Here is a 15799-nt window from a genome sequence, read left to right as displayed (position 1 = left end):
TTCCTCAGCCGGGGCCGGGTGCGGCCGATGGGTCGGGTGCCGGCCCACGGACGGGCCATGTTGTCTTGACGATCTCCAGGGACGGACCCAGTGATACTTCTGACTCGCCTCAACGGCCCGGCCTTCGCGTTGAACCCGGACCTGATCGAGCGGGCCGACCAGACCCCTGACACGGTCATCACCCTGGTCGACGGGACGAAGTACCTCATCGAGGAGTCCCTGGCCGATTTCGTCACGCTGGTGCGCCGGTACCGGGCGGAACTGATCGCGGACGCGGAGATCCTCATCTCGTCCGGGGGCCGCCGCGCCGCCGCGGTGGGCGCGCTCGACGCCGAGGACCAGGCCCGGATCGTCCATCTGACGCCCAAGAAGGAGCGCTGATGGACCTCGCGACCATAGTCGGGATCGTCATCGCGCTGGCCGCGATCATGGTGGCGATGATCCTCGAGGGCGGCAGCCCGATGTCGATCATGCTGCTGCCGCCGCTGATCCTGGTGTTCTTCGGGACGTTCGGCGCCGCCATGGCGGGCGGCATCCTGCGCGACACCACGGGCATCGGCGCCCAGTTCGTCCGCGCCTTCACCGCCAAGACCACCCCGAGCGGCGACCTGGTCGACTCCATCGTGAAGCTGGCCGAGCGCGCCCGGCGCGAGGGCCTGCTGGCGCTGGAGGACGCGATCAAGGAGGTGGAGGACCCCTTCCTGCGACGGGGCCTCGAACTCGCGATCGACGGCACCGACCCCGAGGAGCTCCGCGAGATCCTCGAGGCGGAGGTCGACGCCAAGCGCAGGGCCGACAAGTCCGGCTCGAAGATCTTCACCGACATGGGCGGGTACGCGCCCACGATCGGCATCATCGGGACGGTCATCAGCCTCGTGCACGTCCTGGAGAACCTCGACAAGCCCGAGGAGCTCGGCCACATGATCGGCGCCGCGTTCGTCGCGACGCTGTGGGGCGTGCTGTCCGCGAACGTGTTCTGGCTGCCGCTCGGCAACCGGCTCAAGCGGATCAGCGAGGTGGAGTGCGCCCAGATGGAACTGACGATCGAGGGCATCGCGAACATCCAGGCGGGCACCAACCCGCGCCTGGTGTCGCGCAAGCTCAAGAGCCTGCTCCCGCCCGGTGAGGGCGAGAAGGACAAGAAGGCCGCCTGATGAGCAGCGGAGGGGGCCGCCGCAAACGCGGCGGACATGAGGAGGAGCACGAGAACCACGAACGGTGGCTCGTGACCTACGCCGACATGCTCACGGTGCTGATGGCCCTGTTCATCGTGATGTTCGCGATCAGCCAGGTCGACCAGACGAAGTTCGAGAAGCTGCGGGCCAGCCTGGCGGGCGCGCTCGGGCAGGAGTCGGTGGCGTTCGAGGCGCAGGGCAAGGCCCTCGCGGGCGAGGCCGCGTCCAACGCGCCGGACCCCGCGGAGATGCAGCCGACGGTCGGGGAGCCGCCGACCGACGCGGAGAAGGAGAAGGCCCGCAAGGCCGTCGCCGACGCCGACCGGAGGCGCGCGTCCGAGCGCGCCCAGAAGGCCGAGGCCGAGGTGGAGAGCTTCGAGAAGCTCCAGAAGGCGATCGAGGAGGCCCTGAAGCGCAACAACGCCCAGGACGCGGTCAAGTTCCGTATCGATGAGCGCGGCCTCGTGGTGACCGTCGTCACCGACGAGGTGGTGTTCGGGAACGCCTCGGCGGAGCTGCAGGCCAAGGGCCGCCGCATCGTGGACGCCATCGCGCCGCCCCTCAAGACCAAGACGAACCGGATCCAGGTGGACGGCCACACCAACCACCTGCCGATGGTGTCGGGGCTGTACCCGTCGAACTGGGAGCTGTCCACGGCCCGCGCGTCCACGGTCGTCCGGCGCCTGATGCAGGCCGGGCGGCTGCCGGCCGGGCGGCTGAGCGCCGCCGGCTACGCCGAGCAGCGCCCGCTGTACCCGGTGAGCGACTCGCGGTCGCTGCGGCTGAACCGGCGGGTGGAGATCGCCGTGCTGTCGGACCTGCCGGCCGAGGTGCGGGCGCTGCTGCCGTCGGCGGCCGGTCAGGCGGCCTCGTCCGGCACGTCCACCTCGACCGCAACGACCACCTCGTCCACCTCGCATTGACCGATCACCGATCACCCCTGGAGAGATCATGGCCGACGCCAAGCTCAAGGCCGCGCCGGACGCCGAGGAGGCGGCCGGTGACAAGAAGAAGTCCAAGAAGCTGCTGATCATCGGCGCCGCCGTGGGGCTGGTCGCCGCCGCGGCGGCCGCCTACTTCATGCTGTTCGCCGGCGGAGGCGAGGAGAAGGCGGCACCGAAGCCGGGCGTCGTCGCCCCGCTGGAGCCCATCACGATCAACCTCGACGACGGCCACTACCTCAAGCTCGCGCTCGCCCTCCAGGCCACCGCGGACGCGCACGAGCCGCCGGAGGGCAGCAAGGCCCTCGACCTCGCGATCCAGCAGTTCAGCAACCGGTCCGTGGCGGAGCTGTCCACCAACAAGGCCCGGGAGCAGGCCAAGAAGGAACTCCTGAAGAAGATCGAAGAGGCGTACCACCACGACGTCATGGACGTCTACTTCACCGAGTTCGTCATGCAGTAGCCCCCCAGGCCCCTCCCCCAGGGCGTTCCCGCCGGCTCCGCCGGCCGTTCACCGCGCACCGGGTTCGCGTCCCCGCGAACCCGGCCGGCGGCGTTTCCCTCAGGCGGTCCCGGGACCCGCCGATGGGTGGAATCGTGAGCCAGTCAACGTCTTCGGCCGCCGCGCCGCGCATGGCCGGGCGCCTTTCCCGCCGCGGCAAGTCCGCGGAACCGCAGCCCTACGACTTCCGGCGCCCCATCAAGCTGTCGCGTGAGCACATCCGCACGCTGCAGATCGCCTACGAGACCTTCGCCCGCCAGCACTCGACGCTGCTGACGTCGAGCCTGCGCGTGGTGTCGCAGGTCTCCCTGGTGTCGATCCAGCAGCAGACCTACGACGAGTACATCGGGTCGCTCTCCACCCCGACCATGCTCGCCACGTTCACGCTGGAGCCGCTGCCCGGTACGGCGATCATCGAGTTCTCGCTGGAGACCGCGATGGCCTCGGTCGACCACCTGCTCGGCGGGCCCGGCGGACCGCAGCCGGAGCGTCCGCTGTCGGACATGGAGGCGCCGCTGCTGCGGAACCTGCTGAACCGGGCGCTGGACGAGTTCCGCTACGCCTTCGACACCCTGGTCGCCGTCAGGCCGAAGCTCGAGGCGCTGGAGTACAACCCGCAGTTCGTGCAGGCGTGCTCGGCCTCCGACGCGGTCATCGTCGCCTCGTTCGAGATGAAGGTCGGCGAGCACGAGTGCCTCGCGACGATCTGCCTGCCGTTCACCTCGATCTTCCCGAAGCTCCAGGGGGACGCCAGCGACGTCACGCTGACCCCGGCGCAGCGGCACGCCCGCGAGGAGGCCCACCGCAACGTGGCCGCCGCGCTCGGCGCCGCCCCGATCGAGGTGGCCGTCCGGTTCGACCCGATCCGAATGCGGTCCGAGCAGATCATCGGGCTGCAGCCCGGGGACGTGCTCCCCCTCGGCCACGCCGTCACCGCCCCGCTGTCGGTGACGTCCGCGGACATCACCTTCGCGCACGCCGTGCCCGGCAGCCACGGGCCCCGGCTCGCCTGCCTCGTCGTGCCCGCCCCGCCCAAGGGCGCGCAGCAGCTCACCACGCCGATGACCACGTCGCTGACCAGCAAGGACATCCAGCCATGACCGCACTGACCGACACCGCCCGCGTGGACCTCGCGCACACCGCCGCCCAGGCCATGATCACCACGCTGCCGATCGGGGCGCCGCTGGAGATCGGCGCGCCGACCCCCGAGCGGCCCGTGCAGACCCCCGAGGGCCAGGTCGTCTGCGCCCGGTTCTCCGGCGCCGCGACCGGCGAGGTCGCCGTCGCCGTCGGCCAGGACCTGGTGGACGCCCTGCAGCAGAGCCCCCTCGGCGAGCTGGACCTGGCCCAGGCCGTCCAGCCCGCCCTGGAGGCCGCCGCCAAGATCCTCGGCCCGGTCGTCGTCGACCCCGGCCAGGCCGCCGACCCCGAGGTCGGGCTCGGCTCCCTCGCCGCCCGCGGTGAGGCCCTGTACGTCCCGTTCCTGGAGGGCGACACCGTCCGCGCCGTCCTCGCGCTGGTCGTGACGCCGTGGCCGGCGCCCGCCGAGCCGGTGGAGGCGGCGCAGCCCGAGACCCACGCCACCCCGCCGCGCCTCGACCTCCTCCACGACGTGGAGATGGAGGTCACCGCCGAGCTGGGCCGCACCCGGATGACCGTCCGGGAACTGCTCTCGCTGTCGCCCGGCGCGGTCGTCGAACTCGACCGGGCCGCCGGGTCCTCCGCCGACCTGCTCGTCAACGGCCGGCTGATCGCCCGCGGCGAGGTCGTCGTCATCGACGAGAACTTCGGCATCCGCCTGACCGAGATCGTCCCGCCCGCCAGCCAGTAGGAGTCGCTTGTGATGATCGAGACGGTCCTCCGGATCGCCCTCTCGCTCACCGTCGTCCTGGCCCTCATGTGGGTGCTGGCCAAGGTCGCCCGGCGGCCTCTCGCCGCCCGCGGCGGGGACGTGGTGAACGTCCTCGCCCGCCAGCAGCTCAGCCGGAACTCCTCCGTCACCGTCGTCCAGGTGACCGACCGGGCGCTCGTGCTCGGCGTCACCGAAGGCCAGATCACCCTCCTCGGCGAGGTCGACCCGGCCGCCATCGAGCAGCGCAGGCAGGAGATCGAGCAGCGCAGCCCGGTCGACCTGGACGCCCCCGCCGCGGCGGACCGGCCCCACGCGCCGTCCGGCGCGGCCCTCGCCGGCTCGGCGCTGTCGCCCCGGACCTGGGCCACCGCCCTCGACCTCCTCCGCGAACGGACGGCCCGAAAGTGATCACTCGTGTCCTCGGCCTGGCGCTGCTCGCCGCCGCGGCCGTCCTCGGACTGCTGTTCGGCGCGTCCACCGCCGCCGACGCCGCCACCACCCCGCAGCTCCGGCCGGCCGCGGCGGAACGGGTCCTCGCCGTCCCGACGCCGCCCGCCGACCCCGCCACCCGGAACGGGACGAACGGGCCCGCCGGCCCGCAGGGCCCCACCGGAAACCCCGCCGGGAACCCCGGCGGCCAGGTCACCGTGGACCTCAACGGCGTCAACGGCAAGCCCAGCCAGTCGATCGTCATCATGCTCGGGCTGACCGTCCTGTCGGTCGCCCCCGCCATCCTGCTGCTCTGCACCAGCTTCACCAAGATCTTCGTGGTGCTGAGCATCACCCGCAACGCCCTCGGCCTCGCCAACGTCCCGCCCAACCAGGTGCTCGCCGGCCTCGCCCTGTTCATCAGCCTGTTCCTGATGAGCCCGGTCGCGTCCGAGATCAACAAGGACGCCGTCCAGCCCTACCTCAAGGGCGACAAGACCGTCTCGCAGGCCATCGAGACCGGCACCCCGCCGCTGCGGGAGTTCATGGTCAAGCAGACCCGCAAGGAAGACCTCGCGCTGTTCACCAAGGTCGCCGACAAGCAGAAGCCGGCCAACGCCGAGTCGGTCCCGATGACCACGCTGGTCCCCGCGTTCGTGATCTCCGAGCTGCGCGCCGCGTTCATCATCGGCTTCGTCATCTTCATCCCCTTCCTGATCATCGACATGGTCGTCTCGGCCGCCCTGATGTCGCTGGGCATGATGATGCTGCCGCCGGTCACCGTCGCGCTGCCGTTCAAGCTGCTGCTGTTCGTCCTGGTCAACGGCTGGGGCCTGATCATCACTGCACTGATCTCCAGTTACCGATGACGCGGCGGGCCGCCGCCCCAGGCCGCGTCCCGCCTACCCCGCCCCGCCCGTCCGGCCGACCCGTTAAGGACGTCCCATGAGCGACACCGAAGTCCTGCACATCGCCCTGCAGGCGATGATCGTCGCCGCCAAGCTGTCCGCCCCGATCCTGCTGACCTCGCTGATCATCGGCTTCGCGATCTCGCTGTTCCAGTCGGTGACCCAGATCCAGGAGGTCACGCTGTCCTTCGTCCCGAAGGCCGTCGGCGTCGCCGTCGCCCTGATGATGTCGGGCAACTGGGCGCTGCACGAGATGATGAGCTTCACGACGGCGCTCTTCGAGAAGGTGCCGCAGCTCCTCAACGGGGGCTGAGCCGTGACGCTGTCGTCCGCGACCCTCCTCGCCGTGCTGCTCGGCTCGATCCGCGCGGCGGCCTGGCTGATGGTGTGCCCCCCGTTCAACACGCGGCTCATCCCGATGCCGGTCAAGGCGCTGCTGTCCGTCGCCATCGCGCTGCCGATGGCGCCGCGGCTGTCGCAGCAGGTCCCCGACTTCACCGGCGCGGCCGTCGTCACCGCGGCCGTGGAGCAGGTCGTCGCGGGCATGGCGCTCGGCTTCATCACCTCCCTCGTCTTCGCCGCCATCCAGGCCGCCGGCGACCTCATCGACCTGTTCGGCGGGTTCAGCCTCGCCACCGCGTTCGACCCCGTGTCGCAGACCCCCACGTCCGTGTTCGGCCGGTTCTACAACCTGACCGCGACCACGCTGCTGCTGGCGTCCGGCGGCTACCAGCTCGTCATCCGCGGCTTCACCGAGACGTTCGAGCTCCTCCCCCTGGACGGAACCCTCGCGCTCGGCACCCTCAGCGAACTGCTCACCACCGGCATGACCGACATGTTCCTCGCCGCGCTCCAGATCGCCGGGCCGATCATCGCCGTCCTGTTCTGCGCCGACGTCGCCCTCGGCCTGCTGAGCCGCGCCGCCCCCGCCCTCAACGCGTTCTCGCTCGGCTTCCCCCTGAAGATCATGCTGACCCTCTCCCTGGCCGGGACGGCGGTCGCCGTCCTGCCCGGCGTCCTGGACGGCGTCGTCGACAAGGCCGTCCGATTCGTGATGGAGGCCGCGGGCTCATGAGCGGTGAGAAGACAGAACAGCCCACAGCGCAGAAGAAGAAGAAGGCCCGCAAGGACGGAACCGTAGCCCGCACCCCCGACTTCGGCGCGTGGGCGATGATCCTCGCCGCGGGGCTCGTCCTGCCGATCACGATGCGCAAGGCCACCGAGGCCGGACGCGGCATCATGAACGAGGTCGGGCACATCATCGAGAACCCCGAGCCGGCCCTCGCGCTGCGCCTCCTCGGCGACGGCCTCATGGACGGCGCGATGGCGCTGCTGCCGCTCGCCGCCCTCGCCGTGTTCGTCCCCATCGCGGCCGGCGCCGCGCAGGGCATGCACCCCGCCACGAAGCTGCTCAAGCCCCAGTTCAAGCGCGTCAACCCGTTCAGCGGCCTCAAGCGCATGTTCGGCCCCCAGTCCCTGTGGGAGGCGACGAAGGCGCTGCTGAAGACGATCGTCCTGGCGATCGTGGCCTACCTGTCGCTGAAGGACCTGATCCCGCTGCTCATGGCGTCCGGGTCCCTCCCCCTCGGCTCCCTCCTCGCCACCGTCGCCGACTCCCTCATGGAGCTGATGCGCTGGGCCGGCGCCACCGGCGTCGCCCTCGCCGCAGGCGACTACGCCATGGCGCGCCGCCGCACCGGCAAGCAGATCCGCATGACCAAGCAGGAGGTCAAGGAGGAGTACAAGCGCAGCGAGGGCGACCCGCACGTCAAGGGCCACCGCCGCGCCATCCAGCAGGAGATGAGCCGCAACCGGATGATGGCGGAACTCCCCCAGGCCGACGTCGTCCTGGTCAACCCCACCCACGTCGCCGTCGCGATCCGCTACGACCCCGCCAAGGGAGCCCCCCGCGTCATCGCCAAGGGCGCCGGCGCCGTGGCCGCCAAGATCCGTGAGGCCGCCGCCGAGCACCGCATCCCGATGGTCCAGGACGTCCCCCTGGCCCGAGCCCTCCACAAGGCCTGCGACATCGGCCAGGAGATCCCCCCGGAAATGTACGGCGCCGTCGCCAAGGTCCTCGCCTTCATCATGACCCTGAAGTCGAAGGGCTCCGCCGCCGGCCTCCACCGCGTCGCCGCCTGAGGGGAACGACCGTGAAGAGAGTCCGCGAAAGGCTCTATATCTTCGCCGCCTACGCGGCCGTCCTGAGCGTCCTCAGAATGACCGACGGTTACCCCCTCCTGGCAGGCGACCACCTCGGCGCCATCGCATGGTTCGGCGCCGGACTGACCGCTCTGACGATCAGCGAACTCATCTGGTCGGCGGTAAAGAACCGCACCCGGAAAGAGTGACGCCCGGGCGGCGGCCCGCCCGCCCAGAAACCGGCCACGCCATGGCGAAGGCCCTCGCTGGCGCTCGGACAGGACCCCCTGGGGCTCCCGCCCCAGACCCCAAGGCGGGGATCGACGACATCCCTTCGACTGGCGCAGATACCTGGCCGGCACCCGGCGGCGTCCATTGGCGGCAGCGGCTGACCCCGCTGGCGGTATTTAGAAGCCGACGCGTGACCAGACCCATTTACCGTGAGGGTCGGTCCTGTCCACGCCGCATTGTGACGAGAGCGCCTCGACGATGGACAAGCCGCGTCCGCCCGTGCCGTCCTCATGGCCGGGGTCCAAGGCGGCGGGATCGGGGGTGATGTCCTCCAGGGACACCTCGGTGAGCCGGTTCGCGACGGGTGACCTGTCCGACGAGTCCCAAACCCCGAGCAGGACCGCGCACGACTCGCGGGTCAGCCTCACACGGATCTTGTCATCAGGTGTGCATTTCACCGCGTTCGCCACGAGTTCGCCCGCGATGAGGCACATGTCATCGGCAATGCCGCTCAGCCCCCACTCGGCAAGCCTGAGTTCGATCAGCATCCGCACCTGACCGGCGGCGGTCCGGGCGGCGAGGCAGGTGATATCGAGTGCGGTCGTTGTCATCGTGGCATCGCCCTTGTGTACGAAGTTCGTTGCTCCGCGCACAGGCTCACACACCCGGCGCTACCCTGGCGTTGTCTCGCGAGAGGAACGAGAGTTACGGAGGGTCAATGGCGACCACCGCTGAGTCGGTAGACCCGATGGCCGGTCTCTGGTGTCTTCTGGCCTATACGCTGCGGAGACTCCGTAAGCAGCACCGCCTCTCCCAAGCTGCGGTCGGGAAGATCGTGGCGGCCGACCACAAGACAGTCTCGAATTGGGAGGCAGGGCGGAACCACCCGCCCGTCGACGCCCTCCGGACTCTCGATGCCGAATGGGGAACGGGAGGGCTGCTGGAAGCCCTTCACCACTACGCCACCACCATGCAGGCCCCAGCGCAGTTCCTTGCCTTCGCCGAGTACGAGGCCCTGGCCACCGTGATCCGCATCAACGGGGTCGCCTTCATCCCGGGACTGCTCCAGACTCCCGAGTACGCGCGGGAGGCGTTCACCCTGGCCGGCGTCTCGGACGTGGATGGCCAGGTCAAGCAGCGAATGGAGCGGCAAGGAGTCCTCACTCGAGCCGATCCGCCCTACGTCTCGATCCTGCTGTCGGAGGTGGCGCTGCTGCTCATTCCGTGCGCCATCCGGCCGGGGCAGGTCGCGAGACTTGCAGAGATCGCGGATCTGCCGAACGTCACGCTTCGACTGGTTCCGATCGATGTCGGTCCGCAGGTGGGGCTTGAGGGGGCCTTTCACCTGTTCGCTACGCACGAGCGAGAGGTCGGATTTGTTGAGACTCCCGCCCGCGGGAGCCTGGTGACCGAGATGAGCGACTTGCGTAGACTCACCGTCGCATTTGATCGAACCAGCGGGCGCGCACTCTCCCCAGAGATCACCCGCGCCAGACTCCGAGAGATGATCGAGGCCCGCCAGTGACCCAGTGGAGAAAATCCGGACGCAGCGCCGACACCGGCCAGGAGAACTGCGTTGAGCTGGCTCGACTCCCCCCGGCGATCGGCGTCCGTGATTCGAGACTCCCCGAGGCGGGACACCTGATCCTGTCCCACGAGAGCTTCGCCGACCTCATTACCCGCATCAAGCGGGACGAGCTGAACTTCTGACCAGCGCCCGGCGATTCCGCGGGGGAGCGCCCGCCTCGCACGCTCGTGCCGTGCTCTGCGCGCACCAAGTCGGCCAGAAGGAGCGGCAGCTCGGTCAGGTGGTGGATGAGCCGGTCGGCGGCCCCGCCGCCTTCGGCCGTGTCCGCCCATAGGTGGCCCAGGGCGCCGGATCACCGCGGCCCGCCACTCGGGCGGATGTCGTTCCCGTGGGAACGCCACGCGTGCACACCGATCTTCGTTGTGCGAGTCCGGGACGAATCGTTCAGCTCAGCCGGTCGGGAGGTGATAGCGGCGGCGTCCTGCTCGTTCGGCGGGTCGATGCTCGACCGGGGTCGCTCCCGCCGCCTGGAGTAGTCGTCGGGCTGCCGCGTTGCCATGGGAGACCTCGACCACGGCCTGGGTGATGCCGTTGGCCCGTGCGAACGGAAGGGCCGCCGTCAGCAATGCCCGTCCCAGACCTTTGCGGCGCATCGTCGGACGCACGGTGATCCAGAGTTGGCTACCGGGTTCGCCCAGGGCGGACGTGACGGGGTGGTGGCGGAGCGAGATCCGCCCCAGGTAGGTCCTCCTGTCGGCGTCGTCCCGCACGAACCACCACACGGTCTGTTTCATGGGTTCGGTGCCGGGCCGCAGGGCGGTACCGTCCCGCAAGCCCTCGGTGTAATGCGTGATGCAGGTCCGGCCGGTCAGGTCGGCCATGGTGAGGCCGTCCGCGTCGGGGCCGCCGTCGACGCGTTCGTGTTCGGCCATGGCATCCAGGAACGAGGCACGCAGGGCCGTGTCGTCGGTCGGCTGGATCAGGAACGCCGTCGTCGCGGTGGTCATGCCCTTCACCTTCCCACCCCGGCGTCGGACGAGACCGGCGATTGCATCGCTTCGCACAGCCGGTCGCAGATCGCCGCCGTGATCCGCAGCCCCGATCGGATCTCTACGAAGCCGTACATGCCGGTCGGGTTGATCTCCAGGAACGTCCATGCGTCGTCGGTCGCGATGAAGTCGAACGCCCCGTACTCCAGGCGGTAACGCAGCATGAACCTGTGCACTGCCCTCAACACGTCCGGCGGAACGTCGATCCGAGCGAAGGTCAGCCTGTGTTGGACGGGCCGCCAATCAAGGTCGGCGGTGCCCGTGATGGTCACGGCGAACGGCTGCGTGCCGACCATGGTCAGCCGCACGGGCACGCCGGAGACGATCTCTTGAAAGAGGGACGCCGCGCCCAGTTCGTCCGGTAGCTCATCGGGGTCCACACGACTCGCCGTCACCATGGCGTCGTCGTCGGCGCCCTGCGCATGGAACGCCTTGAACAGCACGTCACGGCCACACGCCCAGGCGCGGACAGCCTCCCCGGAGGTTGTCACGATCGTGTCCGGCACGTTCAGGCCACATTCGGTGGCAGTGACGAGCTGACCCGGCTTGGAGTTGGCCGCCGCCGCCAGATCGGGGTGGTTGATCCAGAGGACCGGAAGTGCCTTGAGGACACCGAAAATACCGGCCGCGTCCTCGCGAGCAGCCCAGGCTCGCCGGGCGGGCCTTTCGATGGAGGGATGGCCGGGCGCCGGGGTGGGCCAGCGCCACAGCACCGAAACCACTTCTCCCAGGTCGACGGCACGGTGCTCGTCTCCCAGCCCGTTACGCCATCTTCCACGCGCCAACGTCGCTGCCAGGTGAACCGGGCCCGATCCCGGGTCCAGACGGGTGACGCCTACGCCGCGTGCCTGCAGATCCGCGACGATCAGATCCGCGGTGTAGTCGGTCGCGTCGGTGATGATGAGCACCGTGCCGCTCAAGGGTCAGCCCCCGTTGTCGGTCTTGTTGTCGCGGTCGGTCGTGCCCCACGTGACGGTGAACTGCCGCATGAGGTCTGGCTGCTCGACCAGGGGGTTACCGCCCACGGTCGAGAGTTGCCGCTGCGGGTCGTACACGATCCCGGGAATCGGTGCGGTGTACGCCGGGTCAAGGTACACCTGATGTGTCAGCCCGTACGGGGCCATCTCTGATCGCCTTTCTGCTCAATGAGGGTCGGTCGCTTGGTTCTCCTTCAAGGAAAGCTCCGGTGGATGCCTCGTCCCAGGGCATCCACGACGCGATGACGGTGCATTCGTGGTGCATCCCTGGTGCATTGACGTCGCACCGCCGAATCACGCATTACGCTGACCTCGGCGAACGCGACGGTGGCGAGTGGGTTCCTTCCGGAGGACCATCGATGACGGCAAGGAGACGGCCCCGGCTGGCCAAGCGCCGGAGAACGCTCGGGTTCACTCAGGAATCCCTTGCCGGTGCCTTGGGCGCCGACCGGTCCACGGTCGCCCGCTGGGAACGCGGTCAATGCGATCCCCAGCCCCACCATCGCTCGAAGCTCTGCGAACTCCTTCAGATCCGTCCGGACGAGCTGGACGAGCTGCTGTTGGTCGCCGCGCTGGGGACGCAGATCCACCCGTCAGCCGACCCCGTGCGGGTACTCCGCGGCCGTGTCATCGACCCCACGGTGATCACATCCGGTCTCGACTCTGATGAACTGGAGGACATGAACCGCCGGGAGTTGCTTCGCCTGCTGAGCATCGCGGGAACGCTGGTCACGGTCCCCGATATCGACGCCGATGCGCACACCGCCGATCCCGAACGGATCAGCCACTACGAACAGCTGAACTCTCACCTGTGGCGGGTGTACGCCCTGGCTGAGTCCAAATGGACCGTCTACCCCGTCGTACGGCAGCAACTCGACCTGCTCGTCAGTAGCCTCCGCCGTGCGCATTCCTCAGTCGCGCACAAGCGCCTCTGCGTCGCGACCGCCGACCTTCTCCAACTCGCAGGAGAGATCCTCTTCGACGCCGACCGGTACACCGATGCCGCGCACTGCTACAAGCTCGCGGCCGACGCCGGCAGAGAAGGTGACGCGTTCGACCTATGGGCATGCGCCCTCACCCGGCACGCCTATCTCGTTATGTACGAACGCCGATTCCAGGACGTGACGCCGATCTTGAAGGGAGCCGCGCGGGTCGCCCGACGTGGTGACGGTCAATTGTCCAGTCGGCATTGGGTCGCCGCCGTGCAGGCGGAGGCGTATGCCGGACTGGGGAAGCTCGATGATTGCCGGCGTGCCTTGGACGAGGCCGAGCGAGTGAAGTCGTTGAGCGGCCCCGCGATGCCGGGCGGTTGGCTCCGTTTCGACGGCTCGCGATTGGCTGAAGAACGCGGCACTTGTTATGCCGCTCTGGGAAGGGTCGACCTCGCTTCGGATGCGCTGAACGAGGCCCTCGCCGCCACAACATCGCCACGTCGGCGCGGAAGCATCCTGGTCGACCTGGCCGCCCTGGGTATTCACGGCAAAGACCTGGACCAGATTGTCGAATACGGCGTGCAGGCCGTCGACCTGGCGGAAAAAACCAAATCGTCGGGGTACGTCGGGCGCAAACTCCAAGGACTGCGGACCCGGCTCATCCCGATGATTTCTGATAGCCAGGTAGCTCAACTCAGCGACCGGATCGCCCAACTCTGAGGAGACGATATGCAGTCGGACACCCGGCAAAGCGAACACGGACGTATCTTCCGCGAAGCATGGATCGCCGGAGTTCGCAAGTACTATCCAGGAGATCCCAAGCCTGGATACGTTGCCCCGTGGGCCGATACCCCAGAATGGGAGCGGCAAGCCGCGGCCGCGGTCTACCGGCAGGTCGCGGATTTCATCGCTGTGTCCGACGGGAGCACATCCAAGCTCACTCGGGACCAAAAGGGCCGTTTCGTTGCGCTGTGCTGGATCGCCCAGATCTACAAGCACATCACCGACCCGAAACCGTCCTACGTCGCCGACTGGGACGCGCTTCCAAGATGGCAGCAACAGACCGACGCCGACATCTTCGAAGAGATCGAGAAGCGCGCCTGATCGGCCGGGGTCGTGCGGCCCCGCCTCGGGTTGCCCGGGTCCGGCCGGGCGGGCGGCCACACGACGTCTTTACGGCCGAGGCGCGATCCCACGTTGCGGGTTCGCCGCCCTGGCCGAGGCCGGAGATAGCGCTGTCCGGCCATTTCGCGCGGTCAGTTCGGTCCAAGCGGCGGCCATGGCAGCCGGTGTCGGGGCTCCCACCAGGCGGGCGGGGGCGACGGGCAGAAAAGCGGCGGGCACGGCGGCAAGGGTGACGGCACGAAGGGCAACCCGCACGACGGGAAGAAGTCGTGACCGACTGGGATGAGGTGTTCCGGCGGGTTCCCCGGAGCCTGTTCGCGCCGCCGGTGGTGTGGGCCGACCTCGGGCCCGGCCCCTGGACGCGGGTCGACCGCGACGCCGACCCCGGCCGCTGGGACGAGGTCGTGGCGCTCGACCGGCCTCTCATCGTCCAGTTCGAGGACGGCCGGGCCGAAGGCGAGGGACTGGCCACCTCCTCTTTGTCGATGCCGACGATGGTGGCCGAGTTCCTGCGGCTGCTCGACCCGCTGCCGCACGACCGGGTGCTGGAGATCGGCACCGGGTCGGGCTGGACGGCCGCCCTGCTGTCGTCGCTCCCCGGGGTTCACGTGACCTCGGTCGAGGTCGATCCGGACATGGCGGCCCAGGCCGCCGGGCGGCTGAAGACCGCCGGGTTCGCTCCCCGGCTGGTCGTCGGGGACGGCTCGGAAGGATGGCGTCAGGGGGCTCCCTATGACCGGGTGCACGCGACCTGCGCGGTGTCGTCCGTTCCGCGGGCGTGGGTCGAGCAGACCCGGCCGGGCGGTGTGATCGTCGCTCCGTACGCGCCCGGTTTCGGGTTCGGCACCGTGCTCCGGTTGGACGTGCTTCCGGATGGGACGGCCGTCGGCCGGTTCCACGGCTCGGCCGACTACATGCTGCTGCGCGCGCAGCGTCCCGCCGGAGGACGTCCGCGCGCGTGGGTGGACGCGGGCGGTGACGTCACCGTGTCCGAGACCCGACTCGATCCCAGGTCGATCCGGTACGCACCCGTGGCGGCGGATCTCGTGATCGCGGCGCGGGTGCCCGGTGTGGTGTCGCGCTTCTACGAGGACGCCGAGCCGACCGGCGAGGCCACGCTCTGGATCTTGGACGCGCAGGGACCGGGCGGCGCATGGGCGTCCGTGGACTACGTCCCGGGGGACGAGGCGTACCGGCTGGAGCAGGCCGGAGATCTCTGGGACCGGGTGGAGGACGCCTACGTCCAGTGGCTCAAGTGGGGAAGCCCCGACATCACCCGCTTCGGCCTGACCGTCACCCCCGACGCCCACACGGTCTGGCTGGACACCCCCGCCACCCCCGTCTGACGCCGCTCAACTCGAGAAGCGGCCCACCGTCGCGGCGCTGGTGCGGCCGCCCGGCACCGCACCCCGATGCAGAACGAGGAGTGGTGAGGCCGTCCGCCGGGACTACCGGCGGCGGGGGAGGAAGATGACGCGCATCCCGTCCCGCAGCACGATCGCGGACGCGTCCGGGCCGTCATGGGTGATCTTCCCGCCCGTCAGGGCGGCGTAGAACGCGGCGAGCACCGGCGGGTCGGGGCAGTCGAGACTGACGGCGGCCAACTCCGCGATACCGGACGACATGGGAAACTCCTTCGCAAGTCGGCTTGACCCGCGCCGCCGGCACCGACGTATCCCTTGTCGGCGTAGCAGGCGATCCGCCGAGAAGAAGATCACCACCGGTGAGGACGCGCCGACCTGCCTGCCGACCCTCCGGCTCTCCTGATCCCCCCCCCGGGGACCCGTCGGGCCACGGAACGGCAGGGCCGGACGGCGAGGGCGACCAGGTCCGCGCCGTGCCGCTCAGCCCGGGAGCGGGGAGCGTGGAGCCTCACGTTCAGCCGCCCGGTTCTGGGAGTTGAGGGGAACGGGGGCGGCGCAACCGTCCCGCACCCGTACGAAACCAGAACATCACCCTGCGTCACCGGAGTCTTGAGGTGTCGGGGCAACCGCCCCCAAAGCACACC

General features: G+C 69.4%; 21 protein-coding genes. 17 read left to right on the top strand and 4 right to left on the bottom strand.

Annotation, left to right across the window (positions count from 1 at the left end; genetic code table 11):
- The first annotated feature begins 90 nt into the window (after nt 1–90).
- From IE99_RS0125750 to IE99_RS0125695, 12 genes are all read left to right on the top strand, one after another.
- Nucleotides 91–381, top strand: coding sequence for a flagellar FlbD family protein (locus IE99_RS0125750; protein WP_030176257.1), 291 nt, complete (start codon nt 91–93; stop codon nt 379–381).
- Nucleotides 381–1154 (top strand): motility protein A, encoded by a 774-nt coding sequence (locus tag IE99_RS0125745; protein WP_030176254.1) that lies wholly within the window; start codon nt 381–383, stop codon nt 1152–1154. Before IE99_RS0125750 ends, IE99_RS0125745 begins: the two co-directional genes overlap by 1 nt.
- A complete protein-coding gene (locus IE99_RS0125740) occupies nt 1154–2098 on the top strand; it encodes an OmpA/MotB family protein (protein ID WP_030176252.1) in 945 nt (314 codons plus the stop codon). Before IE99_RS0125745 ends, IE99_RS0125740 begins: the two co-directional genes overlap by 1 nt.
- Before the next feature lie 28 nt (nt 2099–2126).
- The gene (locus tag IE99_RS0125735) at nt 2127–2579 is read left to right on the top strand and encodes a flagellar basal body-associated FliL family protein (RefSeq protein WP_030176248.1); all 453 of its coding nucleotides are present in this window, start codon (nt 2127–2129) and stop codon (nt 2577–2579) included.
- A gap of 134 nt (nt 2580–2713) precedes the next feature.
- A complete protein-coding gene (locus tag IE99_RS0125730; protein WP_211258921.1) occupies nt 2714–3718 on the top strand; it encodes a flagellar motor switch protein FliM in 1005 nt (334 codons plus the stop codon).
- Entirely contained in the window at nt 3715–4449 is a 735-nt protein-coding gene (gene fliN / locus IE99_RS0125725) for a flagellar motor switch protein FliN (protein ID WP_030176242.1), read from the top strand. The genes IE99_RS0125730 and fliN overlap by 4 nt, the downstream gene beginning before the upstream one ends.
- Nucleotides 4450–4461: 12 nt before the next feature.
- A complete protein-coding gene (gene fliO, locus IE99_RS0125720; protein WP_030176239.1) occupies nt 4462–4878 on the top strand; it encodes a flagellar biosynthetic protein FliO in 417 nt (138 codons plus the stop codon).
- Nucleotides 4875–5768, top strand: a complete 894-nt coding sequence (gene fliP / locus IE99_RS0125715; protein WP_030176236.1) for a flagellar type III secretion system pore protein FliP — start codon at nt 4875–4877, stop codon at nt 5766–5768. Before fliO ends, fliP begins: the two co-directional genes overlap by 4 nt.
- Before the next feature lie 76 nt (nt 5769–5844).
- Nucleotides 5845–6120 carry a flagellar biosynthetic protein FliQ gene (locus IE99_RS0125710; RefSeq protein WP_030176233.1) on the top strand — a complete coding sequence of 92 codons (276 nt, stop codon included), beginning with the start codon at nt 5845–5847 and terminating at the stop codon, nt 6118–6120.
- Nucleotides 6121–6123: 3 nt separating this feature from the next.
- On the top strand, nt 6124–6882 hold the full coding sequence (gene fliR / locus IE99_RS0125705; protein WP_030176230.1) for a flagellar biosynthetic protein FliR: 759 nt from the start codon (nt 6124–6126) through the stop codon (nt 6880–6882).
- Nucleotides 6879–7949, top strand: a complete 1071-nt coding sequence (locus IE99_RS0125700) for an EscU/YscU/HrcU family type III secretion system export apparatus switch protein (RefSeq protein ID WP_030176221.1) — start codon at nt 6879–6881, stop codon at nt 7947–7949. Before fliR ends, IE99_RS0125700 begins: the two co-directional genes overlap by 4 nt.
- 11 nt (nt 7950–7960) lie before the next feature.
- Nucleotides 7961–8158 carry a hypothetical protein gene (locus tag IE99_RS0125695; RefSeq protein ID WP_030176218.1) on the top strand — a complete coding sequence of 66 codons (198 nt, stop codon included), beginning with the start codon at nt 7961–7963 and terminating at the stop codon, nt 8156–8158.
- A gap of 198 nt (nt 8159–8356) precedes the next feature.
- On the opposite strand, the gene IE99_RS0125690 is transcribed toward IE99_RS0125695, so the two are convergent.
- Nucleotides 8357–8791, bottom strand: a complete 435-nt coding sequence (locus tag IE99_RS0125690; protein ID WP_030176215.1) for an ATP-binding protein — start codon at nt 8789–8791, stop codon at nt 8357–8359.
- Between the two features lie 107 nt (nt 8792–8898).
- Here IE99_RS0125690 and IE99_RS0125685 point away from each other — a divergent pair, with 107 nt between their 5' ends.
- Together IE99_RS0125685 and IE99_RS0125680 are read left to right on the top strand one after the other, a co-directional pair.
- Nucleotides 8899–9705, top strand: coding sequence for a helix-turn-helix domain-containing protein (locus IE99_RS0125685; protein WP_030176212.1), 807 nt, complete (start codon nt 8899–8901; stop codon nt 9703–9705).
- Entirely contained in the window at nt 9702–9890 is a 189-nt protein-coding gene (locus tag IE99_RS0125680; RefSeq protein ID WP_030176209.1) for a DUF397 domain-containing protein, read from the top strand. The genes IE99_RS0125685 and IE99_RS0125680 overlap by 4 nt, the downstream gene beginning before the upstream one ends.
- A gap of 267 nt (nt 9891–10157) precedes the next feature.
- Here the strand turns inward: IE99_RS0125680 and IE99_RS30725 are convergent, their stop codons facing one another.
- Both IE99_RS30725 and IE99_RS32490 read right to left on the bottom strand, forming a co-directional pair.
- The gene (locus IE99_RS30725) at nt 10158–10715 is read right to left on the bottom strand and encodes a GNAT family N-acetyltransferase (RefSeq protein WP_051713242.1); all 558 of its coding nucleotides are present in this window, start codon (nt 10713–10715) and stop codon (nt 10158–10160) included.
- A 5-nt stretch (nt 10716–10720) separates the two neighbouring features.
- Nucleotides 10721–11677 (bottom strand): MvdC/MvdD family ATP grasp protein, encoded by a 957-nt coding sequence (locus IE99_RS32490; RefSeq protein ID WP_169744481.1) that lies wholly within the window; start codon nt 11675–11677, stop codon nt 10721–10723.
- 266 nt (nt 11678–11943) lie between these two features.
- Here IE99_RS32490 and IE99_RS0125660 point away from each other — a divergent pair, with 266 nt between their 5' ends.
- The 3 genes from IE99_RS0125660 to IE99_RS0125650 all read left to right on the top strand — a co-directional run bounded on the left by IE99_RS0125660 (nt 11944) and on the right by IE99_RS0125650 (nt 15137).
- Entirely contained in the window at nt 11944–13386 is a 1443-nt protein-coding gene (locus tag IE99_RS0125660; protein WP_245623342.1) for a helix-turn-helix domain-containing protein, read from the top strand.
- 9 nt (nt 13387–13395) lie between these two features.
- On the top strand, nt 13396–13770 hold the full coding sequence (locus IE99_RS0125655; RefSeq protein WP_030176190.1) for a hypothetical protein: 375 nt from the start codon (nt 13396–13398) through the stop codon (nt 13768–13770).
- Nucleotides 13771–14060: 290 nt separating this feature from the next.
- Nucleotides 14061–15137: a methyltransferase domain-containing protein gene (locus tag IE99_RS0125650; RefSeq protein WP_051713237.1), complete on the top strand. Its 1077-nt coding sequence runs from the start codon at nt 14061–14063 to the stop codon at nt 15135–15137.
- A gap of 102 nt (nt 15138–15239) precedes the next feature.
- Here the strand turns inward: IE99_RS0125650 and IE99_RS32135 are convergent, their stop codons facing one another.
- Nucleotides 15240–15416 (bottom strand): VOC family protein, encoded by a 177-nt coding sequence (locus IE99_RS32135; protein ID WP_157610491.1) that lies wholly within the window; start codon nt 15414–15416, stop codon nt 15240–15242.
- Between the last annotated feature and the right edge of the window lie 383 nt (nt 15417–15799).

The organism is Spirillospora albida, from assembly GCF_000718255.1.
Classification (GTDB): domain Bacteria; phylum Actinomycetota; class Actinomycetes; order Streptosporangiales; family Streptosporangiaceae; genus Spirillospora; species Spirillospora albida.
The sequence above is the reverse complement of the archived record's forward strand: the minus strand, read 5'-3'. Positions and strand labels throughout refer to the sequence as shown.

What these genes read in the sequence shown, in the direction of transcription:
- IE99_RS0125700 (WP_030176221.1), top strand. Translation starts at nt 6,879, where the DNA reads ATGAGCGGTGAGAAGACAGAACAGCCCACAGCGCAGAAGAAGAAGAAG.
- fliN (WP_030176242.1), top strand. Translation starts at nt 3,715, where the DNA reads ATGACCGCACTGACCGACACCGCCCGCGTGGACCTCGCGCACACCGCC.
- IE99_RS0125690 (WP_030176215.1), bottom strand. Translation starts at nt 8,791, where the DNA reads ATGACAACGACCGCACTCGATATCACCTGCCTCGCCGCCCGGACCGCC.
- IE99_RS0125745 (WP_030176254.1), top strand. Translation starts at nt 381, where the DNA reads ATGGACCTCGCGACCATAGTCGGGATCGTCATCGCGCTGGCCGCGATC.
- IE99_RS0125735 (WP_030176248.1), top strand. Translation starts at nt 2,127, where the DNA reads ATGGCCGACGCCAAGCTCAAGGCCGCGCCGGACGCCGAGGAGGCGGCC.
- IE99_RS0125685 (WP_030176212.1), top strand. Translation starts at nt 8,899, where the DNA reads ATGGCGACCACCGCTGAGTCGGTAGACCCGATGGCCGGTCTCTGGTGT.
- fliO (WP_030176239.1), top strand. Translation starts at nt 4,462, where the DNA reads ATGATCGAGACGGTCCTCCGGATCGCCCTCTCGCTCACCGTCGTCCTG.
- IE99_RS0125740 (WP_030176252.1), top strand. Translation starts at nt 1,154, where the DNA reads ATGAGCAGCGGAGGGGGCCGCCGCAAACGCGGCGGACATGAGGAGGAG.
- IE99_RS0125710 (WP_030176233.1), top strand. Translation starts at nt 5,845, where the DNA reads ATGAGCGACACCGAAGTCCTGCACATCGCCCTGCAGGCGATGATCGTC.
- IE99_RS32135 (WP_157610491.1), bottom strand. Translation starts at nt 15,416, where the DNA reads ATGTCGTCCGGTATCGCGGAGTTGGCCGCCGTCAGTCTCGACTGCCCC.
- IE99_RS30725 (WP_051713242.1), bottom strand. Translation starts at nt 10,715, where the DNA reads ATGACCACCGCGACGACGGCGTTCCTGATCCAGCCGACCGACGACACG.
- IE99_RS0125655 (WP_030176190.1), top strand. Translation starts at nt 13,396, where the DNA reads ATGCAGTCGGACACCCGGCAAAGCGAACACGGACGTATCTTCCGCGAA.